The 22,548-nt window shown below is 63.3% G+C and carries 18 protein-coding genes and 1 tRNA gene; 4 read left to right on the forward strand and 15 right to left on the reverse strand.

The features are described 5' to 3' along the window. Positions 1-552: 552 nt before the first annotated feature. The 3 genes from AAGD32_09380 to AAGD32_09390 are packed head-to-tail and all read right to left on the reverse strand — an operon-like array spanning position 553 to position 4,002. Complete coding sequence (locus AAGD32_09380) at positions 553-2,133, reverse strand: extracellular solute-binding protein (protein MEM8874459.1); 1,581 nt, start codon at positions 2,131-2,133, stop codon at positions 553-555. Positions 2,134-2,153: 20 nt separating this feature from the next. Then, entirely contained in the window at positions 2,154-2,903 is a 750-nt protein-coding gene (locus AAGD32_09385) for a DUF4328 domain-containing protein (GenBank protein ID MEM8874460.1), read from the reverse strand. A 46-nt stretch (positions 2,904-2,949) separates the two neighbouring features. Then, complete coding sequence (locus AAGD32_09390) at positions 2,950-4,002, reverse strand: ABC transporter ATP-binding protein (protein ID MEM8874461.1); 1,053 nt, start codon at positions 4,000-4,002, stop codon at positions 2,950-2,952. 77 nt (positions 4,003-4,079) lie between these two features. Here AAGD32_09390 and AAGD32_09395 point away from each other — a divergent pair, with 77 nt between their 5' ends. Then, entirely contained in the window at positions 4,080-4,892 is an 813-nt protein-coding gene (locus AAGD32_09395; GenBank protein MEM8874462.1) for an aquaporin, read from the forward strand. Between the two features lies 1 nt (position 4,893). Here AAGD32_09395 and AAGD32_09400 read toward each other — a convergent pair. Together AAGD32_09400 and AAGD32_09405 are read right to left on the reverse strand one after the other, a co-directional pair. Next, positions 4,894-4,966, reverse strand: a tRNA-Thr gene (locus AAGD32_09400). A gap of 13 nt (positions 4,967-4,979) precedes the next feature. Then, on the reverse strand, positions 4,980-5,447 hold the full coding sequence (locus tag AAGD32_09405) for a GreA/GreB family elongation factor (GenBank protein ID MEM8874463.1): 468 nt from the start codon (positions 5,445-5,447) through the stop codon (positions 4,980-4,982). 273 nt (positions 5,448-5,720) lie between these two features. Between AAGD32_09405 and atpC the strand changes: the two genes are divergently transcribed. After that, the gene (gene atpC / locus AAGD32_09410) at positions 5,721-6,128 is read left to right on the forward strand and encodes an ATP synthase F1 subunit epsilon (protein ID MEM8874464.1); all 408 of its coding nucleotides are present in this window, start codon (positions 5,721-5,723) and stop codon (positions 6,126-6,128) included. Between the two features lie 10 nt (positions 6,129-6,138). Here atpC and AAGD32_09415 read toward each other — a convergent pair whose 3' ends face one another. From AAGD32_09415 to AAGD32_09430, 4 genes are all read right to left on the reverse strand, one after another. Next, positions 6,139-6,957 (reverse strand): hypothetical protein, encoded by an 819-nt coding sequence (locus AAGD32_09415; GenBank protein MEM8874465.1) that lies wholly within the window; start codon positions 6,955-6,957, stop codon positions 6,139-6,141. 54 nt (positions 6,958-7,011) lie between these two features. After that, positions 7,012-8,109 (reverse strand): hypothetical protein, encoded by a 1,098-nt coding sequence (locus tag AAGD32_09420; GenBank protein ID MEM8874466.1) that lies wholly within the window; start codon positions 8,107-8,109, stop codon positions 7,012-7,014. A gap of 101 nt (positions 8,110-8,210) precedes the next feature. Then, complete coding sequence (locus AAGD32_09425; GenBank protein MEM8874467.1) at positions 8,211-10,070, reverse strand: amino acid carrier protein; 1,860 nt, start codon at positions 10,068-10,070, stop codon at positions 8,211-8,213. A 122-nt stretch (positions 10,071-10,192) separates the two neighbouring features. Then, positions 10,193-13,042, reverse strand: coding sequence for a pitrilysin family protein (locus tag AAGD32_09430; GenBank protein ID MEM8874468.1), 2,850 nt, complete (start codon positions 13,040-13,042; stop codon positions 10,193-10,195). Between the two features lie 83 nt (positions 13,043-13,125). Between AAGD32_09430 and mdh the strand changes: the two genes are divergently transcribed. Beyond that, on the forward strand, positions 13,126-14,073 hold the full coding sequence (gene mdh / locus AAGD32_09435) for a malate dehydrogenase (GenBank protein ID MEM8874469.1): 948 nt from the start codon (positions 13,126-13,128) through the stop codon (positions 14,071-14,073). A gap of 1 nt (position 14,074) precedes the next feature. Here the strand turns inward: mdh and AAGD32_09440 are convergent, their stop codons facing one another. Beyond that, positions 14,075-15,694, reverse strand: a complete 1,620-nt coding sequence (locus AAGD32_09440) for a hypothetical protein (GenBank protein MEM8874470.1) — start codon at positions 15,692-15,694, stop codon at positions 14,075-14,077. A gap of 210 nt (positions 15,695-15,904) precedes the next feature. Between AAGD32_09440 and AAGD32_09445 the strand changes: the two genes are divergently transcribed. Then, positions 15,905-17,404 carry a hypothetical protein gene (locus tag AAGD32_09445; GenBank protein ID MEM8874471.1) on the forward strand — a complete coding sequence of 500 codons (1,500 nt, stop codon included), beginning with the start codon at positions 15,905-15,907 and terminating at the stop codon, positions 17,402-17,404. A 4-nt stretch (positions 17,405-17,408) separates the two neighbouring features. On the opposite strand, the gene AAGD32_09450 is transcribed toward AAGD32_09445, so the two are convergent. The 5 genes from AAGD32_09450 to AAGD32_09470 all read right to left on the reverse strand — a co-directional run bounded on the left by AAGD32_09450 (position 17,409) and on the right by AAGD32_09470 (position 22,229). Next, positions 17,409-17,804 (reverse strand): hypothetical protein, encoded by a 396-nt coding sequence (locus AAGD32_09450; protein MEM8874472.1) that lies wholly within the window; start codon positions 17,802-17,804, stop codon positions 17,409-17,411. Positions 17,805-17,807: 3 nt separating this feature from the next. Further along, a complete protein-coding gene (locus AAGD32_09455; GenBank protein ID MEM8874473.1) occupies positions 17,808-18,860 on the reverse strand; it encodes a hypothetical protein in 1,053 nt (350 codons plus the stop codon). Positions 18,861-18,881: 21 nt separating this feature from the next. Continuing rightward, positions 18,882-19,841 carry a phytoene/squalene synthase family protein gene (locus tag AAGD32_09460; protein MEM8874474.1) on the reverse strand — a complete coding sequence of 320 codons (960 nt, stop codon included), beginning with the start codon at positions 19,839-19,841 and terminating at the stop codon, positions 18,882-18,884. A 72-nt stretch (positions 19,842-19,913) separates the two neighbouring features. Continuing rightward, positions 19,914-21,257, reverse strand: a complete 1,344-nt coding sequence (gene dnaA / locus AAGD32_09465) for a chromosomal replication initiator protein DnaA (protein MEM8874475.1) — start codon at positions 21,255-21,257, stop codon at positions 19,914-19,916. A gap of 378 nt (positions 21,258-21,635) precedes the next feature. Continuing rightward, a complete protein-coding gene (locus AAGD32_09470; GenBank protein ID MEM8874476.1) occupies positions 21,636-22,229 on the reverse strand; it encodes a uracil-DNA glycosylase in 594 nt (197 codons plus the stop codon). Positions 22,230-22,548: the final 319 nt, after the last annotated feature.

Here is a 22,548-nt window from a genome sequence, read left to right on the forward strand (position 1 = left end):
TGCGTGCGGGTTCATTTGATAGCCCAATATTGATTCACAAGCGAAGGTCCGAAAGAACATCTCTCGGTTACTCAGTCAAAACGGTATCGGAACTGCTTGGTCGTGGCAAGCAGCTCAAGGAGGCACGAATGAAACACTGACGCCGGCTCGTTTTCGAGGAGACAGAACCGGGGTCGGGAGTCGATTGACGTACTTGGGCACTCGTTTCGGACGAAGGCTGAGGCGTCTCGCGTTCTACATGCGTGTCACTGGCACTAGGTTTTTCGGCTTGCAGCGGCAGGCAAAGAAATCCGGATTTCGTGTTTGGAAATCACCGGGGTGAATCGGACTGTTTTGGTGTCAGGCGGGACGCACCCCGTGAGTTGGCTTCGGTGTTCGGGGCCACGGGGACGCCTGACGCGTGTCGGACTCACCGGTGGGTGAGACCACCCGAAACATGTGTCGTCGCGATGCGGGTGTCAACGACACCGTTGTCTGCGATGCACGGAGCCGACGCACCCCTTCCCCCTTCTGGCGACTCCCGTCGAACTCATTGGTTCGACGGGAGTATTTTCATTCGGCCTTCTCGGCAACCGATCGGTAATGGGCACGGTACGCCTCGGCGATCTTAATGCGTGTCTCGGCCTTCCATTCGCCGACGTCCATCGCGTCGTCGGCCGAGACGGCCTTGCGAACTTCGCGCAATCTCAGAAGGCCCGGACGATCCAAAGTGATATCAGCGGTTTCGTCGCCGGGGACATCGACCGTGATTTCGGGCGGACCGGCGAGTTGGTCGAGCAACGCGTCACGCCGGGCCTCATCCTGCATGTCCATGATCCGATGGGCGGCCGACTCAAGCGCAGCTGCCGCGTCGATCCATGCCGCGCTCCACATCATCCGGATCTCGGAAAACTCACGCATCCAGTCCGACCGCTGGTTGAAGCCGCCGACATCGGCGAACGGGTTGGTCGGGTTGGTCCACGTCTCGGGATCGAGTTCGGCGTAAATGTCCTTTCGGATCGGCGGCCGCCAGAGAGCCGCGACGCGGGGGCCGTCTTCAGTGCCGACCTTCTTGATCCAAAGCCGCTGGGCTTCGGGCGTGAGTAGGAACTCAACGAACCGCTTGGCCAACTCACGTTTCTCGCCCTTGACGCCGTAGAGCACAGCGACGGGGTCGGGCGTGATCGCGGTGGCGGCATTGGGCCGCACGAACTGAATTCGCTCCGGGCCGACTTGGTCGACATAGACGCCACCGTAAAAGTCGATCGCCATGCCCGCCGCCGCATCGGCCTGGGCGACATCGTGTGGGACTTGGCTCGCGCTGTCGGTGAAGTATCGGCTGTTGGCCGCGATCCGTGTCAGCAACCGCATCCCGTCGGCCCAGCCGGCCGCGAGTACCTCATCGCTTTCGTCACCGCCTACCGCATCAACCGCGTCCTGCATCTTCCGCTGGATCACCATCATGTAGGTGACGGCGGCACTGCCGGACTTGCTCGGGTCGGCCAGGGCGACAGTGCCGAATAGCTTCGCATCGCCGAGGCCGTCCCACGTGCTGATCGCGGGCTCGCCGGGGTTGTGCTCGACGCCGAGCACCTCAACCAAGTCCGGGCTGTACACGATGCCGAAGCTGCTGAGGCAAACGCCAAACCACTGCGGCGGCTCCGATGCGTCGAACAACCGGATGCCCGCGATGTCTTCCTGGGGATACGCCGCCGCGAGCAGTTCGGGGTCGATCTCGATGCCCTGCAAAACGCTCTGTCCGTCGATCAGGTTTTTGAGTTCGACGTTGAACACGAAGTCGCCGCCACCCCACACGACATCGAGATCGGCGTTGACCTCGTCGGGCGGTGCGAGTTTGCCGTCGTCGCCGACGTAAACGCTGTAAGTTTTGTCGAGCAGCCGGGTGATCTGCGTCGTCCCCCCGGGCACGCGGTAGTCGATCAGCACGGCTTGGCCGTTGAAGTTCTCGCGGTGCCAGCGGTCGAACGCCTCGGCGAACTCGCGGCGGATATCGGGGTTGTGCGGCGTGACGATCACGAGCCGCGCCGTCTCGCCCGTCGCCTCGATCTCCGGCGATCCGTCATCGACAAACAGCCGCATGACAAACGGCGAAAGGATCGTAAGCGCGAGCAGTGTGCCGAGGATGTAACGCATGGCAGTGAATCGTAGCTTCGTCAGCGCGTTTCTTGGAGAGATTGAATGAGCTTAATGAAGCGGATGAAAAGGTAGAGGTAGATGGTGCCGATGACACCCGACGCAACTTCAACGATGACGTTAAGCGTGTTCGATGCGGTCGTCGGATTCTCATCGAAGTCACTCATGATCCCGGCGATCAAGCCGCCGACTAAGCCGACGCCGATGTTGAGCAACAAAAGAATCTGCGTGCGATTGGCGAGGTCGCTCTTGGGCTTGGTCGCGTTCGCGCCGACGCCGGTGCGACTGGCCGTTTCCAACTCACGCATGCAACGGAACGGCATCACGAGGTTCGCGAAAGGGATGAACCACCAGCCGACATTCCAGCCAGGGGTGTAACGCTGCTCCCGCACGCCCAACGGGCCGAGGTTACCCGCCGCCCGGTACTGCCACATCATGTAGTAAACGATCATCAGCACCCATGCCGCAAACGCGGCGAATCCGACAACGCCGCCGAACGACACCAAAACCCAGAACGCCGCTCCTTGATCCGGGTTGAGCACTTGGCCGACCTGCTGCGTCCGGTCGGTTAAAACTATCACCCCGATGAGGACCGAAAAAATCGCGCCAATGACGGTCAATACCAAGTTGATCCACAGTAGGACAATCGCGGTGCGCGCTCGCCCTTCGTTTGGCTGGAATGTCGCGTAACCCATCCCACCGACGTTGCCGCTGGCGTATTCGAGGGTGTCGGGTTGAACGGGTTGCGGGTCGCTGTCTTGGTACGTCACTACCGCAGCATGCTGAAAGGCACAACCTTGGTCAACAAAATCACCCTCACTGCACGATCACCACGTCCTCCGGGTCGAAACTCACCGCGACCTCGGCCGGGACTTCGAACACCGGCGGTGCGGCGATGACCTTCAAAGGTTCGCCGTCGATATCCAGAACGTGTTCGCTGGCTTCGCCGAGAAAGGTGTGCTCGGTCTCCTTGCCGACGACTCGGTTGCGGCGTGGGGGACGACCGGTGAGATCGAGCTGCATCTGTTCCGGCCGGATGCTGAGCGTCACCTCGCTGGGCAGGTTGTTTTCCAGGTGCCGGGCGACGAGTTCGCCGAACGGGGTTTGTAGGCGGACCTCCTCACCCTCGTGACCGAGTACCTTTCCGGGGATGAGATTGGTTTGCCCGATGAAGTCGGCGACGAACGCGGTGTGCGGCTTGTGGTAGAGCTCGCCGGGCGAACCGATCTGCATGAGGTGGCCGTCCTTGAGCACGGCGATCCGGTCGGCGACGCTCAGTGCTTCCTTCTGATCGTGCGTGACGTAGATCGTGGTAAAGCCGGCCTCCTTGCAAATTCGGCGAATCTCGCTGCGCATCTCGTGGCGGAGCTTGGCGTCGAGATTGGACAAAGGTTCGTCGAGCAACAGACATGCCGGCTTGACGGCCAAGGCACGGGCCAACGCGACCCGCTGCTGCTGGCCGCCCGAGAGTTGGTTGGGCTTGCGGTCGGCGTAGTCGGTCATCTGTACCATGGCCAACACCTCGTCGATCCGGGTGTCTTGTTCAGCCTTGCCGACGTCGCGGACGTTGAGTCCGAAACGGATGTTCTCCCGCACCGTCATGTGCGGCCAAAGCGCGTAACTCTGGAAGCACATCACCGCGTTGCGTTTCTCGGTCGAGAGCCCGGTGACGTCGTTGTCGTCGAACCAGAGCTTGCCGGCGGTCGGCTCATGCAGGCCCGCGATGAGCCGCAGAAGCGTGGACTTGCCGCAACCGCTCGGCCCGAGGAGGAAGAACAGTTCGCCGGACTCGATGTCGATGGAGACATTGTCGAGGGCGACGGTGGAGCCGAAGCGTTTGGTGACGTTTTCGAGACGGACGCGAGTCATGCCGGGGCGATAGTAACGGCGAATCTTACGACTGCGCAAATGTTCGATCGGGAAGCCAACGGTTATGGTCGGGGCTGATGGAGCAGGCCCCGGTTATCGACTACGCCACCGACGCCCCGCTTGGCGACCCGATCCCCCTACGGAGACGACTGGCAGCCGAAGGCGTCGGGACGTTTCTGCTGGTGTTCTTCGGCTGCGGCAGCATGGCCGTCGACGCTGCGTACGGCGGCGCGGTCGGCCACGTCGGCATCGGGATCGTCTGGGGCGTGGTGGTGATGGCGTTGATCTACGCCGTCGGCGACGTCAGCGGGGCCCACTTCAACCCGGCCGTCAGCTTCGCGTTCACGCTCGCCGGGCGGTTCAAGCGGAGTGACGCGTTGGCGTACAGCGGCATGCAGGTCGCGGCGGCGACGGTAGCGGCGTTGTCTCTCGCAGTCGCCTTTCCGTATCTCGCCGACCTAGGTCAGACGATCGCAACCGACTCGCTTGAGACACGTGCCCGACCCGAAATCAGACCCATCTTCGAGTCACAAGGCGTCCCCTACAGCTTGCTACAGATACTAGGGCACCCCGGATATAGCCTCGCCCGCGCCTTCGGCTTCGAGATAGTGCTCACGTTCGCCCTCGTCTTCGTCATCCTCTGCGTGGCGGTCGGGAGCAAGGAGCGTGGGCTGATGGCGGGGATCGCGATCGGCGGGACAGTGGGCATCTGCGCCATCGCGGCCGGGCCGGTCTGCCGGGCCAGCATGAATCCCGCCCGCAGCATCGGCCCCGCCATCGCCGCGCTCGACTTCACCCACCTGTGGATTTACGTGACCGCCCCGTTCATCGGGGCCGCCCTCGCGGTCGGTGCGTGGAACTACATCTACCGACACCCGCGCGGCGCCTGAAAGCCTTCGGCCGGAATCGAACCGGCAACCTACGGTTTACAAAACCGTTGCTCTGCCAATTGAGCTACGAAGGCGTTGGGAGACTCGCTAGAGAATCTCCATGATCTCGAACTCCATCGTCCCGGCCGGGGCGTCGACTTTGACTTTATCGCCGACCTTCTGCTTGAGCAGGGCTTCGGCCATCGGACTGCTGGAACTGACAACGAGTACCTCGTCGTCCTCATCTGGGCCGTCCATCTCGCCGACGATCCGGACGAGCGTTTCAGTCTCGTCGTCGAGGTCCATCAGGCGCACGGTGTGACCGAGGAACACCATGTCTTCCGGCACATCATCAGCGTTGACCACCGCGACGTTTTTGATCTTCTCCTCGAGCTCGAGCATCTCCTTCTCGACCTTGCGGTTCTCTTCCTTGGCGAAGTGGTACTCGGCATTCTCGGAGAGATCGCCCAGCGCGGCCGCGGCTCGGATGCGTTCCTGCACCTCGATCTTGGCGACCCGCATGGCCTCGAGCTTTTGCTCCAACTTCTGCTTTTCTTCAGTGCTGACGTACTGCATGACGCTACCTCCCGGTCGGACGCGGCTGCACAGTTGTGACCTAATGAGTCCACTGCGCGGCGACTGACATGTGGGGCTGTTGGGGGCGGCATCATGCCGCCGTCTTCGGTGTGTCTTCCCGCGCAACACTTGCACCGGAAAACGAAAGCCACCGCGGAAATACGCGGTGGCGACAACTTAGCAGTATAGGACATTTCGGCCATCGGCCAACTGACAATCCGGGATCTTGTGACGCTTTGACCCACCCTGCCCGGCTCAATATCATCGCCGCCCATGGCCGCCGATTCCAAGCACTGCCGGTTGATTATCGTCACACCTGAGGCCGAGGTCTTCGACGCCGAAGTTCGTGGCGTGATCCTACCGGCCCATGACGGTCAGTACGGTGTCCTCGGCAACCACGCCCCATTCCTGATCGAAATCGGTGCAGGCTCGCTCGAAATCGAGGGTACCGACGGCAGCAAGCAGTCGTACTACGTCGAGGGCGGCGTTGCCCAGATGAAGGACAACAAACTCACCGTGCTCACCGACGATGCGATGACGCCGGACAAGATCGATCGCGACAAAACCAACGCCGATTTGGCATCCGCGATCGCCGTCGAAGCCACCAGCGACGAAGAACAGAAGCTCAAGGAAACCCGCATGAAACGGGCCCGGGCCAAGCTGGCACTGGTTGGCATTTGAGCGAGTCCCTTCAATAACTGATCCGCAACCCGACGCCGCCCCACAGCTGCGTCTCGGCACGAAGTCCGCCTTCGATGCCGTCGGTGTAAAACAACTCCGAGTCGAGAAAGACCCGGCCGCGTTGGCGGGAAACGTTGAGCAACTCGTTGAGTTCGATCTCGCTGACGAGGCCGACCCGATAGTGCTGCAGACCGCTGCCGTCGCCGCCGAACAGTTCGTCGTAACTGTCGATCACCGCGATGGCCGCCTCGAACCGCAGCACATCCGAATCGAGGCCGGGCAATCGTGTCGTCAGGCCGACCTCGCCGTAGACGCCATCGAAGCGGTCGTAGTCATAGGTCCCCAAAGCAAACACGGTCGTAAAGGCTGCCCCATCGCCGGAACGTAACAGGTCGACTTCGGCCGTGGCGAAGATCTCGTTGGTGTCGAGGTCGACGGTGGGATACAGGAATGTCGTGTGTCCGAGTGTCAGTCGCAAGCCGTCGTCCGGTGACAACGTCACGCCGACACTCGGCTGATACGTGCCGAACCCGTCGAACGGATCGGACTCCCCCGCCACCGCGAACAACTCGGCGAAGACCGACACGGGCTCGCCCGGCATCAGTTCGACGCGGGCCCTCATCGGGTAGACGCTCGAATCTTCCTGACCGGTGGGTTCGAGAAGTTCAATGCCACGAAAGACGTAATCGCTCGCCCAACCGGCAAACAGTTCGAACTCGATGTCGAGTGTCGGTGTTGATTGCTCCGGCACAGCGCGGGGCGCTCCGTAAATCGTGCGCGCCGGTGCGCCGGAAACAAGCTGGATCGAAAGCAACGCCGCGGTCAGCATGGACCGCAGCTTAGCTCATCGCGTCGGTAGTGGTTCACGCCTCAGTGATGACTGTCAGTCCGGCGTTCGCGTGAACTGCGGTCCACTCGGCGTACGAGTGAACTGTCGTCCGCTGGGCGTACGTGTGAACTGCGGCCCGCTCGGTGTTCGGGTGAACCGAGGCTCGCGGAACACGGTTGTGCCGACAACACCGCCACCCGCGAAACCCGAATCGAAGCCCGAGCCGAAGGTGAAGGACTGACCGCCGAGGAATCCGCCGCCATAACTGAACGGCCCGAAGCCGCGATTGCCGAACCCGAAGCCACGGTTGCCAAACCCGCGTCCAAAGCCGAAACCGAACGTCTCGCTCACGGGCCGGAAACGGTCCACGCGCCGTGAGAACCGGGCAAACGCGAGTGCGCGATCCGCTGCCCGTTCGGTGGCGTTGCGGAACCGGGACATCGCGAGAAACTCGATCCGCAACTGCTTCACCATGTTGGTCGCGTGAGCGATCTCCGGATCGTTGGCCAACGCGGTCTCGATCTCCCGACGCATGTCACGCAGGTTCTCACCGGCCTCAAGGAAAACCCGGCGGGCGGCGTCCACGTCTTCATTCGCATCGAGCGCGCCCCGTTGGTAAGCGGTGATCTGGCGTGAGTAAGCAAGCTTGGACTCGGCCAAATCGGCGACGTATTGCATGTCGGCGTTCGGACCACCGCGAGCGTCTTCAATCTGCAACTCGACCTGACGCTGCACGCGGACCAAGGCGGCATACTCAGTGTCATCCATCAACCGGTCGAGCACTTCCGCACGCGCTTGCTGATACTTACTCCATGCCTCCCGCTCGGACCGAACGGCGTCGGCAAAGGCTGGCATCGACTGCATCTGATCGCGTTTGCGATCGATCAACCGAATCTGGTCCGACTGCGCAGTACGAAAGGACCACTTGCTGATGCCGTAGAGGTATTCGACGCGCGGAACTTGCTCGACGAGCGTCAGGGGCAACCCGTCAGGGCCACGCTGGACGTACTCGATCGACGGCTCACTTTGCCAGAACGGCGAGCCGACGCCATTTTGTCCGGTCCCACCGCTGGCTCCGGGCTGGGATGTCTGCCCCAGGGCAAGAAGTGGCAGTGCCGCGGCCGTGGCGAGTGCAATAAGTTGGGTTCGCATCAGGATCGTTCCTTTCGCCGACGAACAGCAAGACAAATGCCGGCACCCCCTTGGACACTCGTATCGACCAAAGGTTCCCGGGGTCCGCGAACATTCGCCGGTCATTCCACGTCATGCCCGCTCACGACGTCCGAGAGCTTGGGATTTTCGTGGGAATCCAGCTCGCCACGCTTCAGGCGGCCGATGTAGTTGTGGTACGCCTTCATCGCCTGTGGAGCGAACACCCACATCAACGGGATGTTCACCACCAGCATCACGCCCAGACCGAGCGAGGTCCACATGTCCAGCTCGATATCGGTCGTGATCAGGTTCGGAATACACGTTACGGCGATGATGATGCAGTAGATCAGCTTGTACGGGTAAACGAAGTACGGCTGCATGCTGCGGCCGGCCGTGTCGGAGCCTGCGATCGCGTCGACCACCCAGATGACGCCCTGTTCGCCGTAGTAGCTCCAAGAGATCATCGTGCTGATGGCGAACAGCCAAATTGCGATGGATACCAGCCACTTGCCCAGGCCCGGCTGAACACGGTCGAACGCATGGGCCGTGAGCGAACTGCCCGCATAATCGCCGTAAATTCCGGTGTCGGGCACGCCGTCGACGACGACGAGCGTCGGCGGGATATCGCTGGAGATCTCGCCCCACTTCACGACCAGCTCCGGCACATCGTCGGTGCCCACGTTTTCGACCTTGCCGGTGAGTTTCTTGATCGACGTGCCTGAATCCTCATCGGTGCTGCCGAGGTAGCGGACGAACATCGTTTCCTTGGCGACCCAGTCCACGCCGTCGTCGATCGCCGCGATCCGACGAGCGTCTTCGGTCTTGGGCGGAAGCGCTACGACGGGCGTGTCGGGGAGCGTGTAGGTGTCTTCCTTGGCACCGCCCTCGTCGTCGACGGCCGGGACGAGGCTGAGCATGCCGGCATCCGCGACGACCGCCTCGGCCGGCCGGTTGTACGCGCCGCTGGACATGATGACCAACGCCGTCACCGTGCAGACGATGATCGTGTCGATCAACGGCTCGAGTCCGGCGACCACGCCCTCGCGGACCGGCTCGTCGGTCTTGGCCGCAGAGTGGGCGATCGGCGCGCTGCCTTGACCGGCCTCGCTACTGAACAACGCTCGTTTGACGCCCCAGAGGAAAGCGTACCCGAAGCTACCGCCGATGAACGCGCCCGACGCGGATTGCTCTTCCAGCCCAAGGCCCGCCTTCACGATCGTCGCGAGCATGCTCGGCACGTCACCGATGTTCAGGACCAGCACATACAGCCCGGCGATCAGGTACACGACACACATGAACGGCACGATGATCGACGCGACCCGGCCGATGACCTTGATGCCGCCGATGATGACCACCGCAACGACGACCGCGAGGATCACGCCGCTGTAAAGCTGGTTGACCCCAAAGTAGTCGCGCGTGGTGTTGGCCACGTTCCACGCCTGGAACATGTTGCCGCCGGTGATGGCCGAGATGATGAGCGTGACGACGAAGATGCCGCCGATGATGGTGCCGAGCGGCTTGAGGCCCATCTTGGCAAACCCCTGCTGCGCGACGAACATCGGTCCGCCGTGCGGGTTGGATGGGTTCTCGGTGTTTCGGTAGAGCATGGACTGCGTGACTTCGGTCATCTTCAGCGCCATGCCGAGGATGCCGATCACCCACATCCAGAACACGGCTCCCGGTCCGCCAAGTGCCACGGCCACCGCGACGCCGGCGATGTTCCCCAAGCCGACCGTCGCGCTCAGCGCCGTCGAAAGCGCCTGGAAGTGGTTGATCGCGCCGGGATCACCCTTGTCGTCGTACTTGCCACGAATGACGGCAGCCCCGTGCGTGATGGCCCGGTACTGTCCGAACGCGGTCCAGATCGTGAAGAGCAAGCCGGTCCCGAGCAGTGCGAAGAGCACGTACTCGTGGAAGAGATAGCCGTTGACTTCGTTGACGAAAGCTTCGATTTGTTCCATGAGGTCGGTGCGGGCGGGTGTTGCGGAGCAGCGTCGCGATGGCCACGAATAGCTAAGCGGCCGACACCGAATGATCGGGGTCGGCCGCGAATGTGCAAGTCAATCTGGTTTTGGGCGTCGGATTACCGCTGCAAAGGCATCGGCAAAACCGTGATCTCACCCATGCCGTCGAGTTGTGGCTTGAGAACCTCGGCCGGGCCGACCATCACGATCGTGAACTTCTCCGGATCGACATGCGTCCGCATCACCCGCTGCACGTCTTCGAGCGTGACGGCGTTAACCTTCCGCGGAAGAGTGTCGTAGTAGTCGATCGGGTAGCCGTTGAGCTCGATCGTGACCCGACGGCCGGCCTGCTGGCCAATCGTCTGGGTCTGCATGACCATGAAGCCGGAGACAATCTGCTGGGCTTCTTCGAGCTCATCGGTCGTCACCGGCTCGTCGATCATCTTCTGGAGCACCTCGAACGAACTGGTGATCGCCTCCGCCGCGGTCTCGGGCCTGGTTGCAACGCTCACGGCGAAACGGCCGTCGATCCGGCCCGGATTGAAGAACGCCGACGCGCCATAGGTCAGCCCCTTCTCGGCACGCAGATACTGGTTCATCCGGCTGTCGATTCCGTTGGAAAGGATCTGGCTCGCGACGCTGCCGGCGAAACGATCGTCGCTCTGGTTGTCGTAGGCGCGAATCCCCATGAGGATCTCGGCCTGCTGGCCGGTGGGGTTGTCGACGATGATGATCTCGCGCTGGTCCGCGCGGGCCGGGAGTTCGTAAGTGATCGACGGAATCTCGCCCGCCTTCCAGTCGGCGGTGAGTTGCTCGGCGTATGTCTCGGCCGTCTCCCGATCGACATCACCGGCAAAGAACAGCATCGCCCCGGTCGGCTGGTAGACGGTTTCGTACCACGCCTTCACGTCATCGAGTGTGATCGCGGCAAGTGACTGGAGCGTCGAGTTACGGCCGAGCGGCGACGCGCCGTAGAGCGCCGTCGACATCTCCCGGCCGGTGATCGCGGATGGGTTGACCAGCGTCTGCGTCAAGCCCGATTGCGCCTGGGCTTTGAGTTTGGCGAACTCGTCAGCAGGGAACGTCGGGGTCGCGAGGATGAGCTTGGTCAGTTCGACGGCTTCCCCGAACTGATCAACGGTCGTGCGGCCGGAAACGCGGGTGTGGTCGCCGTTGTCGGAGACGCCAACGGCAATGCCGCGAGCTTCGAGCTGTTCGGAGAGTTCCGCGGAAGTCATGCCCTCGACGCCGCGGCTGAGCATCGACGCAGTGATCGAGGCAAGGCCTTCCTTACCGGCCGGCTCGACATGTCCGCCGGTCGGTAGGATCAGATCCCACGTCACCGTCGGAATCCGATCGTCGGGAAGAACGATCACTTTCACGCCGTTGACGGTAAACGTCTCGCCCTTGACGAAATCGGCACTGAGCGCGTCGGTGTTGTACGGCGGTTCGGTGGGCCAGTCGGCGGGGAAGCCGACGGCGACCGATTGGGTGGCGGGCTGGGTCGTCGCGTGATCGTCGACCATCACCAAAGTGTCTTCGAAATCGACCGCGGCGGCTTCCTGTGTCGCCGGTGCTTCGTCGGCCTCGCGGCTGTCGAAGTCCTCGCCGACGCCGGGGCGATAGTGCAGGATCGAAAGCCGCTGCGGCGTGAGGTAGGTGTTGGCGACACGCTTGATGTCCTCGACAGTGACGGCCTCGATCTTCTCACCTGCACGGTTCACCCGCGCGATGTCACCGCCGAAGACGGCCTCCTCACCGAGCCGGGTCGCGACGGAATTGGCGGTGGCAACGGAGTTGATCAGGCCGAGCTTGGCCTGCGTCTTGGCCTTAGCAAGCTCTTCTTCGGTCGGGCCTTCTTCCTTGATCCGCTCGATGACTTGGAGCAACGCGGCCTCGGACGCATCGGGGTCGCTGCTTGGAAGCAGTCCGATGAACGCCAGCAAAAGCCCTTGGTCTTGAAGCTGTTGGTTGCCGGCCTGAGCGGCGGTGGCGATCGGGGTGTCATTACCGACGAGCGCCTCGTACAGCCGACTGCTACGGCCGTCGCCGAGAATGCTGCTCAGCATGTTCAACGCGTACTGATCATCGTCGCCGTAATCGGTCGTCTTCCACGCAAACACGATCTGCGTCAGCGGGATGTTGGTCTTGTAAACGACCTTCTTTTTCGTCTCGGTCTGTTCCGGCTCGACGGGGCTGGGGCGGTCGAAATCGTCGCCGGCGGGGATCCATGCGTAATAGGTGTCGACCCACTGCTTGGCCTGCTCGACATCGAACTGGCCGGCGATGATCAGGGCGGCGTTGTTCGGGTTGTAGTACACGTCATGGAACGCCTGCAACTCGTGCGGCTGGGCGGCGGCGAGGTCGTCCATGTCGCCGATCGGCGTCCACTGGTAGTGATGCTCCTCGTACGCCAACTCGAAGAGGTCTTCGAACAGTTCGCCATACGGCGGGTTGGCCACACGCAAACGCCACTCTTCGTTGACGACGTTCCGCTCGGTGTCCAACACCGACGGCGTCACCTGGAAGCTCGCCATCCGGTCGGCCTCGAGGTAAAGCGCCATCTCGAGATGATTGCTCGGCACCGTGTTGATGTATGTCGTCTGGTCGAAGCTGGTGAACGCGTTGGAGTTGCCCCCGGTCGCGTTGATCAGGTCCATGTGCTGCTCGGAAGCGACGTGAGCCGATCCGCGAAACATCATGTGCTCGAACATGTGAGCGAAGCCCCGGCGGTCGGGCTGCTCGTCACGACTGCCGACGTGATACAGCACGCGGACGTGCACCACCGGCGCGTTGTCCATTGGCGCGTAGATAACTTGCAAGCCGTTGGCGAGAGTTTCGGTTTCGTAGTCGATGGTCGGCACGGTCAGTTCCTCGGCCACGGAAAAAGCAAGGGCGGGCGACACGCTGGGTGCCCCGACCAGGCCGGCGACGGCGGCAATCATCGTGGATGCGGCGAGATGTCTCATGAGGCAACTTTAGGCGACCAGATTGCAAGTCCGGCCGGGACCGACATAATCCCCCGCCCCAACCTCGTACCCGAAAGGACATCATGGGCCGCGCGAAAATCACGATCATCGGAGCTGGAAACGTCGGAGCCACCTGCGCCCACTGGGCCGCGTCCAAGGAGCTGGGCGACATCGTCCTGCTCGACATCGCCGAGATCAACGGCGAGAAGAACACCATGCCTCAGGGCAAGGCGCTCGACCTCTACGAAGCCTCCCCCGTTGAAGGCTTCGACTGCAAGATCACCGGCACCAGCGACTACGAGGACACTGTCGGCAGCGACGTGATCATCCTCACCGCCGGCCTGCCGCGTAAGCCCGGCATGTCCCGCGACGACCTGATCGCCAAGAACACCGAGATCGTCAAGCACTGCGCCGAGAACGCCGGCAAGGCCTCGCCCAACGCGACGATGATCGTCGTGTCCAATCCGCTCGACGCGATGGTGTACGTCGCTTGGAAAGCGTCGGGCTTCGCGACCAACAAGGTCGTCGGCCAGGCCGGCGTGCTCGACACGGCACGCTACCGATCCTTCCTTGCCGAAGAAGTCGGCTGCAGCGTCGAAGATGTGCAAGCCCTCTTGCTCGGCGGCCACGGCGACGACATGGTCCCGCTCAGCCGTTACACGTTCGCTGGCGGCATCCCGATCACGCAGCTGGTCGCGCCCGAGCGCCTGGAAGAGATCATCACCCGCGCCCGCAAGGGTGGTGGCGAGATCGTCAGCCTGCTCAAGACCGGCAGCGCGTTCTACGCCCCGTCCGCCGCGTCGGTCCAGATGGCCGAGGCGATCATCAAGGACAAGAAACGCATCCTTCCCTGTGCCGCCTACTGCGACAGCGAGTATGGCATCGGTGGCTACTTCGTCGGCGTCCCCTGCCTCCTCGGTGCCGACGGCGTCGAGAAGGTCTACGAGATCGACCTCGACGACGCTGAGAAAGCCGCGTTCCAGACGAGTATCGACCACGTCAAGGAACTGGTCGCCGCGGTGAAGATGTGAGTCAATGCGTCAACGTTTGACCGGCGGCCCTCGGTGACACCCGAGGGCCGCTCCTCATGAGACGCTGCCCCACGACCGCCGCGATCACCGTCGCCACGGCGCCGTACAAGCATGCCGACACGACCGCGGCCGGATCGTCCCACCGACCCCACATCCGACCCGACAACGCAAACGCGGCCTGCGGTAGCACGATCAGCACACCGACAATTGCCGCAAGCACATTCCACCCGCGCTCCGCGCGTCCGAGCCAGACGAACAACAGGACTGTCGCCGGCAGTTCGTAGGCGATGACGTTTTGCAGCGTGATGGCCGAGCGTGGGTCCGTGGAGTCCAGCAGCGGCGGACTGTTGCGCAAGACGAACGCAACGCCAAACCCGGCCACCGCCCACCACCGCGCCGCCAACCGCCGCAGACTGTGGCGCTCGTCCGTGTCCGACGGCTCGGTCAACAACCAAGCTCCCACCACGCTCAGCAACAGCGGCAGCGTTCGACTGGGTAGGCTGCTCCCGCTCCAGTGGTCATACGCCCAACCGCCCAGCAGTGGACCCGCCCAAAGCTTCGGGCCGGGAAAGTTGATCAGCGGCAGATTCGTCCAGAGCCCTTCGCGAAAGTCGGTGCGGAACACCGTGTCGAAAGCCGGCACCACGGCGAGAACCAATAGCACGCCGCCCAACCGTCTCCGTGTGGCGACCGACACGCCGATCGGCCAACGCGTGATCCACGCACCGACGAGCCTTGGCAGCCGCAGAACCACGATCAACCGCAACACCAGCCCGCCGACCACGACCCATCCGACGATGCCCGCCACCGCGGCGACGACGGCCACGCCTGCAGCCGACATGCCCGCGCCGCTGTTGAGCTGCGTGTCGCGTTGGAACTGCCAATCGACCGCCGCGGGCAGGACGACGTTGAGCCCGACCACGCCTGCCATGGCGACGATCGTCAGCCACGCCGTCCGCGTCGTCGCCACCCGCAGCGGCTCGTCGACCAACCGCCCTGCGACGCGAATCAGGTAAAGCCAAAACAACACCGCCAGCGGAAAATCGAGCCCGCCCAACAACACCGGCACCAACCGACCTAGCCGACCGTCGCTGCCGTAGTAGCTGATGCCGTTGGCGGACGCGAAGTGCCCAAATGCAATGCCGATCAGCACAACGCTGACCCAGCGAACGAGCTTGCGAAACACACCGCCCTGCTCGCCGATCGGCTTCGCCGTCACCAGCAACAAGCCGGCGATGGTGAGCGTCGTCGCGATGATGCCACGCATGCCCAGCGGCCCGGGTGCGTCGCCGATCGACCTTTGCAGCATCGACAGCGCGAACGGCCTTGGCCCGGGCACGCCCACCGCCGTCGAAAAGCCGGTGTACCGCCCACGCCAACCGTAAAACGTCGATCCGAAGTTGCCCAGGCCCACGACGTCGATCGCGGCGAAGCTGCCGATGGCCACGAGTATCAACCCCAACAGCACGCAACCGCACCATGGCCAATCACGGCGCAGCAGACGGCGACGTTCGGCAAGGTCACCCCGGCTTGTCCCGCACTCCGGGCACGGCGTCGCATCGTCGCTACCCCGCAGGTCATACCCGCATTGTTCGCACGGCTCCGCCGTCTGCATGCCCATGACCATCACGATAAGAACTTTGCCCTTCGACGAGACACGCAACCTGGCACGATCTTCGCAACTTGCCACGGCCCGGCCCAGCCCGGTACCTTGGCGTCCGTGAAGCCCAGGATGAAGCTTTGTGTGATCCCACGCCTGACAAGGATGATCATCGCGTGTGCCGTCGTGACTCCAGCCTTCGTAGCGCTCACCGGTTGCGCGACGGCGCCGATGCTGACACCCGTCGGCGAGGGGCGGTTCGTCGATCGGCGCGACGTGGAGTACCCGCCAGGGATGCGGCTCGAAGTGGCCGCCGAGAACCTCCGCGCGCCAACGGCGATCGCGTTCGCGGACAACGGCATTGTCGTCGCTGAGAACGGACTCGCCCAAGGCGGTGACCCGGTGCTTCGGCTCTACCGCTTCGATGGCACGACCGACACGCTCTACCCACGCCGCAACCCGCTCATCCCCGACTTCCTCGAGAAGATCAACGACCCCCGCCGGATTCGCGGCCCGATCGGCGGGCTGCTGCTGCTGGGCAACAAGCTGTTCATCACGCACCGCGACGAGCGTGATCTCGGCGTCGTCACGGCGTTGGACATGCGTGACTACACGCTGATGACCGTGGTCGCGGACATACCGACCGCCGGAGAGCATTCCATCACCGACCTCGCGGTCCATCCGACGAGCGGCCGGCTCTACTTCGGCGTCGGCTCGGCGACCAACAGCGGCGTCGTCGGGCTCGACGACTGGAAGCTCGGCTGGGTCGCCCAGCATCGCACGTTCCACGACAAGCCGGCCACCGACCTGCGGCTACGCGGCTACCGCTTCGACACCGACAACCCCGACGCTGGCTGGTTCCGAGGCAACGATGTCGCGGTGACCGGACCGTTCGTGCCCTTCGGCGAGTCGGCCCAATCCGCCGACGCCGCCGTCGACGGCAAGCCCACCGCCGCCATCTACTCCATCAGTCCCACCGGCGGCGACCTGCGCGTCGAAGCCCACGGTATCCGAAACCCCGTCGGACTCACGTTCAACGACTTCGGCAACCTGTTCGTCTCCAACCGCGGCATGGAGTTGCGTGGCACCCGGCCCGTCGCCGACGACCCCGACGCGGTCTACCGCGTGCCGCTGGGGACTACGATGAGCGAGAACGGCGGCACTTGGTTCGGCTGGCCGGACTACTCGGCCGATCTGAGGCCGATCACCGATCCGGCCTTCGCACCGCCCACCTCCATGCTCGCCGCGACCGGCTACCCCGAACTCGCACCGTTGATCGACCACGACGATTCCGACCTGCTCGCACCGGATCGCGATACGCTCCTACGTGGTGTCTTTCCCCCCACCGCGACCCCGGCCAAGCTCGACTTCCCGCCGGACACCGAGGTGTTTCGCCCGTATCGCGATGACTTGATCGTGCCGCTGGTGGGCGAGATCGATTTCAGCACGCTCGCGGGCAAGGTGGTTCGCGTGGAGCCGGACTTCCGCCGAACCAGCGACTTCGTCTACAACACCCGCCGACAGCCGTCGAGCCTGATCAATGGTGTGAGTGATGCGCTCGAGCATCCCATTGCCGTGCGGAGTCTCGACGGCGCGCTCTACATCCTCGACGTCGGCGAGCTGAGAGAGAAGCGCGGCCAGTTCCATCCGCTGGGCCGCACCGGTCGCCTCTACCGCCTCACCGAGATCCCGGCCGAGCCGACCGTGCCGGCCACGGAGCCGGCCGAGTGACCGGTCAGAGCGTTTCGTCGCCGATGTAGGTTGCGAACTTGGTGCGGGTCGGAAAACCGATGAGCATCAGGCCGACCAAGACGCCGATGGCGGCGAGGTTGAGCGTTTGCCCTTCGAGGAGATACGCGACGCCGTTGAACAGTGCCGCTCCTTCGAGGATGGCGGCGCGAAACAGACTGCGGATGAAGTATTTCTGGCCGTCGGGCGGGCCGGGTGTCACCAGGACCGGAACGATCTGGTGTCCCACCACCGCAAGGACGACGAAGCCGATCGCCAGCCAGGAGATCAGCGGCTCCTCGGTAGGCTCCGCGCCGATGAACATGAACACGGCGGTGAACACCACCACGCCGCCGATCAACGCGGCGGTAATGACTTGGCTCGTTTTCAGGGAATCCTGCATGAATCATCCTCGCAACGGCCGCTTGTCGATGCTCATCTCGATCATGCGACCGAGGATGGGCCAACGGAGGCGGTGTGGGTATGCAATCTCGCAAAACGCCCGCCCGCCGAGCGCGTTCTCGTAAACGGCCCGCATGTAGAACGGCGCGTCATCGACGAGCTTGGGATTACGCAGGTGCAGCAGTTCCTGCAGTTCGATCTCGGCCGGGTAGCGCAAGCCGGTGAGGTTCCGTTTCGACCAGTCGATACGACAGCGCGGTTCGAGTTCACGCACGCCGGTGTCATCGGCCCTCACGACGTGCAGCTCGTTGGGTAGCGTGCGGTCTTTCGGTACGGCGTAGTGGAACGTCGTCACGCCGGCCTCGTCGAGGCTGCGCCCCCATACCCAATGCTTGAGTCCCGGGCCGATGGGAGCCGTGCCGTAGTTGTGATCGTGGTAGCCACGGCCCGTGAACACGATCGTCTCACCGCCGCAAGTGATCGCGCCGCTCACGTTGCACCGCGGATCGGCCAACACCCAATGATGCTCGGCCCCGGTCATTGCCTGCGACAGAAAAATCCGGTTCATCGGCCGATGCGGGTGGGTGCGGTCGAAGCTGAGATTGGCTTCGAGCGTCTCGTCCGTTTGCAGCTGCGGCCCTCGACCGGTGAGCTTCCAAGGCGTGCCGGTCAAGTGCAAATCAAGCCCGGTGCCGGTCGGCGTGAGCGTGTTGGCACCGATCGACATCGTCGGGCCGCTCGGCGTCGCGGTGAGCGCTTCGGCGGGGTACTGCGTGAGAAACTGCTTCCAGATCTTCCCGCCCCGATACACGATCAAGTACGCACACAACGCATCACTCGGCAGCGGCGGATGCACCTTCGTTGGTCGGCGGGTGAACCTGCCATGGTGCCGGAGGTAACCGGGGTGGAAGATGAACCCTTGCAGGAAGATGGCCACGACTTGCGTGTCACCGTCGTCGGATTCGGCGTCGAAGTACCACCACTCGTATCCGCCCGGCGAACGCACGTCATGCCAACCGTCGGGCTCAGCGGCGCGGTTCAGCAGCGGTAAACTCATCGGCATGTTGTCGGCCAACGGCTACGGCTCCATCCCACGCGTCACGAGCTTGAACATCTGCGGCACCGGCTCGAAGGGCCGGCGACTCCACAGCCGCTTGGCCATTGGAACGCGGGCGATTTTTTCGGGGAGCGAAAGGGCCGCACGCTGGCTGAACACGTCGAACCCGTTCTGCTCGATCTTGTCGAGGATGCCGCCGTACACCACCGCCATCACGGCAGCGGTGCGGCGCGGTCCGTCGTTGGGCAGTTTTTCGATCCCGCTGGCACCTTCCCGGTAAAACCGCTCGGCACGCGCGATCTGGTATTGCATCAACTCGGTCCAAGGACGCGTCACCCGGCCGGCGGCGATGTCCTTTTCCATGACGCCGAACCGCTCCAGTTCGTCCTGCGGGATGTACAGCCGGCCGCGTTGCCAGTCCTCGCCGACGTCACGGAGGATGTTGGTCAACTGCATCGCGTTACCCATCGCGATCGCGTTGGGCTCGGCGGTCTTGTCGGCCAAGCCAAACACCCGGCACATCATCAGCCCGACGACGCCGGCGACGTGGTAACAGTACTTCTCCAACGCCTGCCAGTCGGCAAAACGGGTCTGTTCGAGATCCATGCGGACGCCCGTCAGCAAATCGTCGAAGAGCGCGCGCTCGATGCCGCAGGCCTGGACGGTGTGGCCGAACGCTTCGAGCGCCCAGCGTTGCTCGCCGCGTAGTGCCGAGGGCATACGCCCGGCATAGACCTCGTCGAGAATGCCGTCGAACTCAGCGAGTTTTTCACGTTTGGCGTCGTCGGCACCGACGCTGTCAACCGCGTCATCCACACTGCGGCAAAACGCGTACACCGCAAACGCATGACGTCGCTTGGGCTTGCTGAGAAACTTGCTGGCGAAGTGGAACGACTTGGCGTGGCGTCGGCAAATGGCTTCGGCCGCGTCGTAAGACGCTGCATCAGCGAGTGGTGTTGGGTTGGCGTGCGTCGTGGCCATGGGCACGGGCAACATAGCCGGTCAGCCGCGTGGGGGAAACTGCCGACTTGCCGGAACGACCGACCGTTCGGGTTACTTCCCGCTGACGAACCGACCTTCGATCTGGTCGAGCGCCTTGCCGGTATCGTCGCCGGCTTCAAGGGCGGCGGTGACTTTCTTGATGCCGTGCATGACGGTGGTGTGGTCGCGGCCGCCGTAGAAACCGCCGATCTCGGCGTAGCTGTAGCGGGTGTGTCGGCGAGCCAGGAACATGCAAATCTGCCGGGGCCAGGCGATCGACTTGGTACGGCGTTTACCCTGAAGCTCCTGCACCTTGACGTTGAAGTAGCGCGACACCGCGTCGTTGATCGCCTCGATCGTCACCGACGTGCTCTGCTCGACCGGCGGCTCGCCCAATGCGTGCCTGGCAAGTTCGACCGTCGGCTCCTGCTCCACCGAACGGGCGTAGCCGTCAACGGTCATGATCGCGCCTTCGAGTTCACGCGTGTTGTTCTCGAAGCGGTTGGCGATGTACTCGATCACGTCATGGCCGAGATCAATGTCGCGCATCCGCGCCTTTTTCTTCACGATGGCGATGCGGGTCTCCAAGTGCGGCCGCTCGATACGGGCGACGATGCCCCAGTTGAACCGGCTGCTGAGACGCTCCTCGATGTCGGGGATCTCGGTGGGCGCGACATCGGCGCTGAGGACGATCTGCTTCTTCGCCTGCCAGAGCGAGTTGAACGTGTGGAAGAACTCTTCCTGCGTCTGCTCCTTGCCCGAGAGAAAGTGAATGTCGTCGATGATGAGCACGTCCGCGTGACGGAAGCGATGCCGGAAGCCGGTCATTTGGCCGGCCTCCACGGCGTTGATGTACTGCGTGATGAAGTCCTCGCAGGAGATGTACACGATGCGTGCCTCGGGGCGGTTGGCGAGGATGGCTTGGCAGATGGCCTGGAGCAGGTGCGTCTTGCCGAGCCCGGGCATGCCGTGGACGAACAGCGGGTTGTAGTTGGTCCCCGGCGCGTCGCCGACGGCGGTCGCGGCAGCGTAGGCGAAACGGTTGCTGTGGCCTTCGACGAAGTTCTCGAAGGTGTGGTCCGGCGAGAGCGGCATCGGCTCGTCGGCCTGATCGAACACACCGCCGGTCGGCTTGGTGTCGCAGTGGAACACGACCGACAGGAGCCGGTGCGTGACGTTTTGTGCCGCGTGGCTGAAGGCTTCGGCACACTTGCCGTTGAGGTAGTTGAGTTGGGCGATGTCCTGGCAATGGACCGCGATCACCCCGCCGTCGATGGCGAGCGGACGAAGCTGGGCGAACCACGCCCGGTTCAGCGTCGGATGATGAATCTTGACCTGCGTGAGGATGCGACGCCATGTGGACTCGTCGAGCGGACGACCTGCCTTGGCGGAACTGCTCGCGTGCGGTGCGGACATGTGTGCGGGGATCTCCTGATGAATGGGATAAACCGCGTCCGTCGAAGCACCATGGCGGCGTGCCCGCGGATCAGTCGATACCGTGGCGTCGCTCGGTTTCCGCTGCGGCATGGCCATGAATACCTCCCTGAAACTACGTTGATCCCTACGACTTCAGCACACACCGAACGAGGTCACGATGCAACCACGCCGGACGCCGACTTGCTCGAATAGCGACTCGCCAAAACAGCTTGGAGCCATCGATGCGAGCGGCGAGCATACGACATTCTCGCCGTGCTTCCACACCGAAGATCGGCTCAATTTTTTGTGGCCCGCTTAGCCGCCGTTAGGCGAGGATTTACGCGCGAGAATCATCCGAAAATTATCCCCGCCGACGTGTCACGAAGACGACGGCAGTTGCAAGCCGAGTGCTTCCATCACCATCTGCAAGTCACCCCAGACGGTGCGTCGAGTTTTCTCGTTGTAGCTGCGGAGCACATATGCCGGGTGGTAGGTCGGCATGAGTTGGATGCCTCGCCATGTGTGCCATCGGCCGCGGAGCTTGCCCATCGACAGGCTGCTGTTGAGCATGTACCGCGAGGCGGGCAGGCCGAGCGTGACGATGACCTCCGGCCGCACCAGTTGCACCTGTTCGAGTAGGTAGGGTGTGCAGGCGGCCGTTTCGTCGGCGGTCGGTTGCCGATTGTTCGGCGGTCGGCACTTCACGACGTTGGCGATGAACACCGACTCCCGGGACAAACCCATCGCGTCGATCATCTTGTCGAGCAACTGCCCGGCCCGACCGACGAACGGACGACCGGTTTCATCCTCGTTTTGGCCCGGCCCTTCACCGATGAACATCAGCCGGGCATCGGGTGCCCCTTCTCCGAAGACGGTCTGCGTACGCGTCTCATGCAGCACGCATTTGGTGCAACCGGTCACATGAGTTTGGTCGAGCACGGTCAGTTGCTTAACGCGTTCCTCGACAGGCAACGGCTCGCCGGGTAGCGGGTCATCCGGCGGCGTGGCATCGGCCTTCGTTGCGGTGACCGAATTGCCGAAGAGATCGACCACGGGTTTGGGACGTGGCGGTTCCGCTTTGGGCTTGGCTTGTTTCCGAGGCCCGCGTGGCAGCGGCAGGCTGGACGTCGAGTCATCCGCACCCGAAGCCGACCCGGCACCACCGGTGGTGTCCGACCAGGTCACCGCCTCAACACCGAACGCCTGCTCGGCTTTGAGCAGCAGACGCTTTCGGGCGTTGAGGATGCGGTCGGTTTCGCTCACGATGACTACTGTACGCCCTCACACGGAC

This window comes from Planctomycetota bacterium (genome assembly GCA_039182125.1).
Taxonomy (GTDB): domain Bacteria; phylum Planctomycetota; class Phycisphaerae; order Tepidisphaerales; family Tepidisphaeraceae; genus JBCDCH01.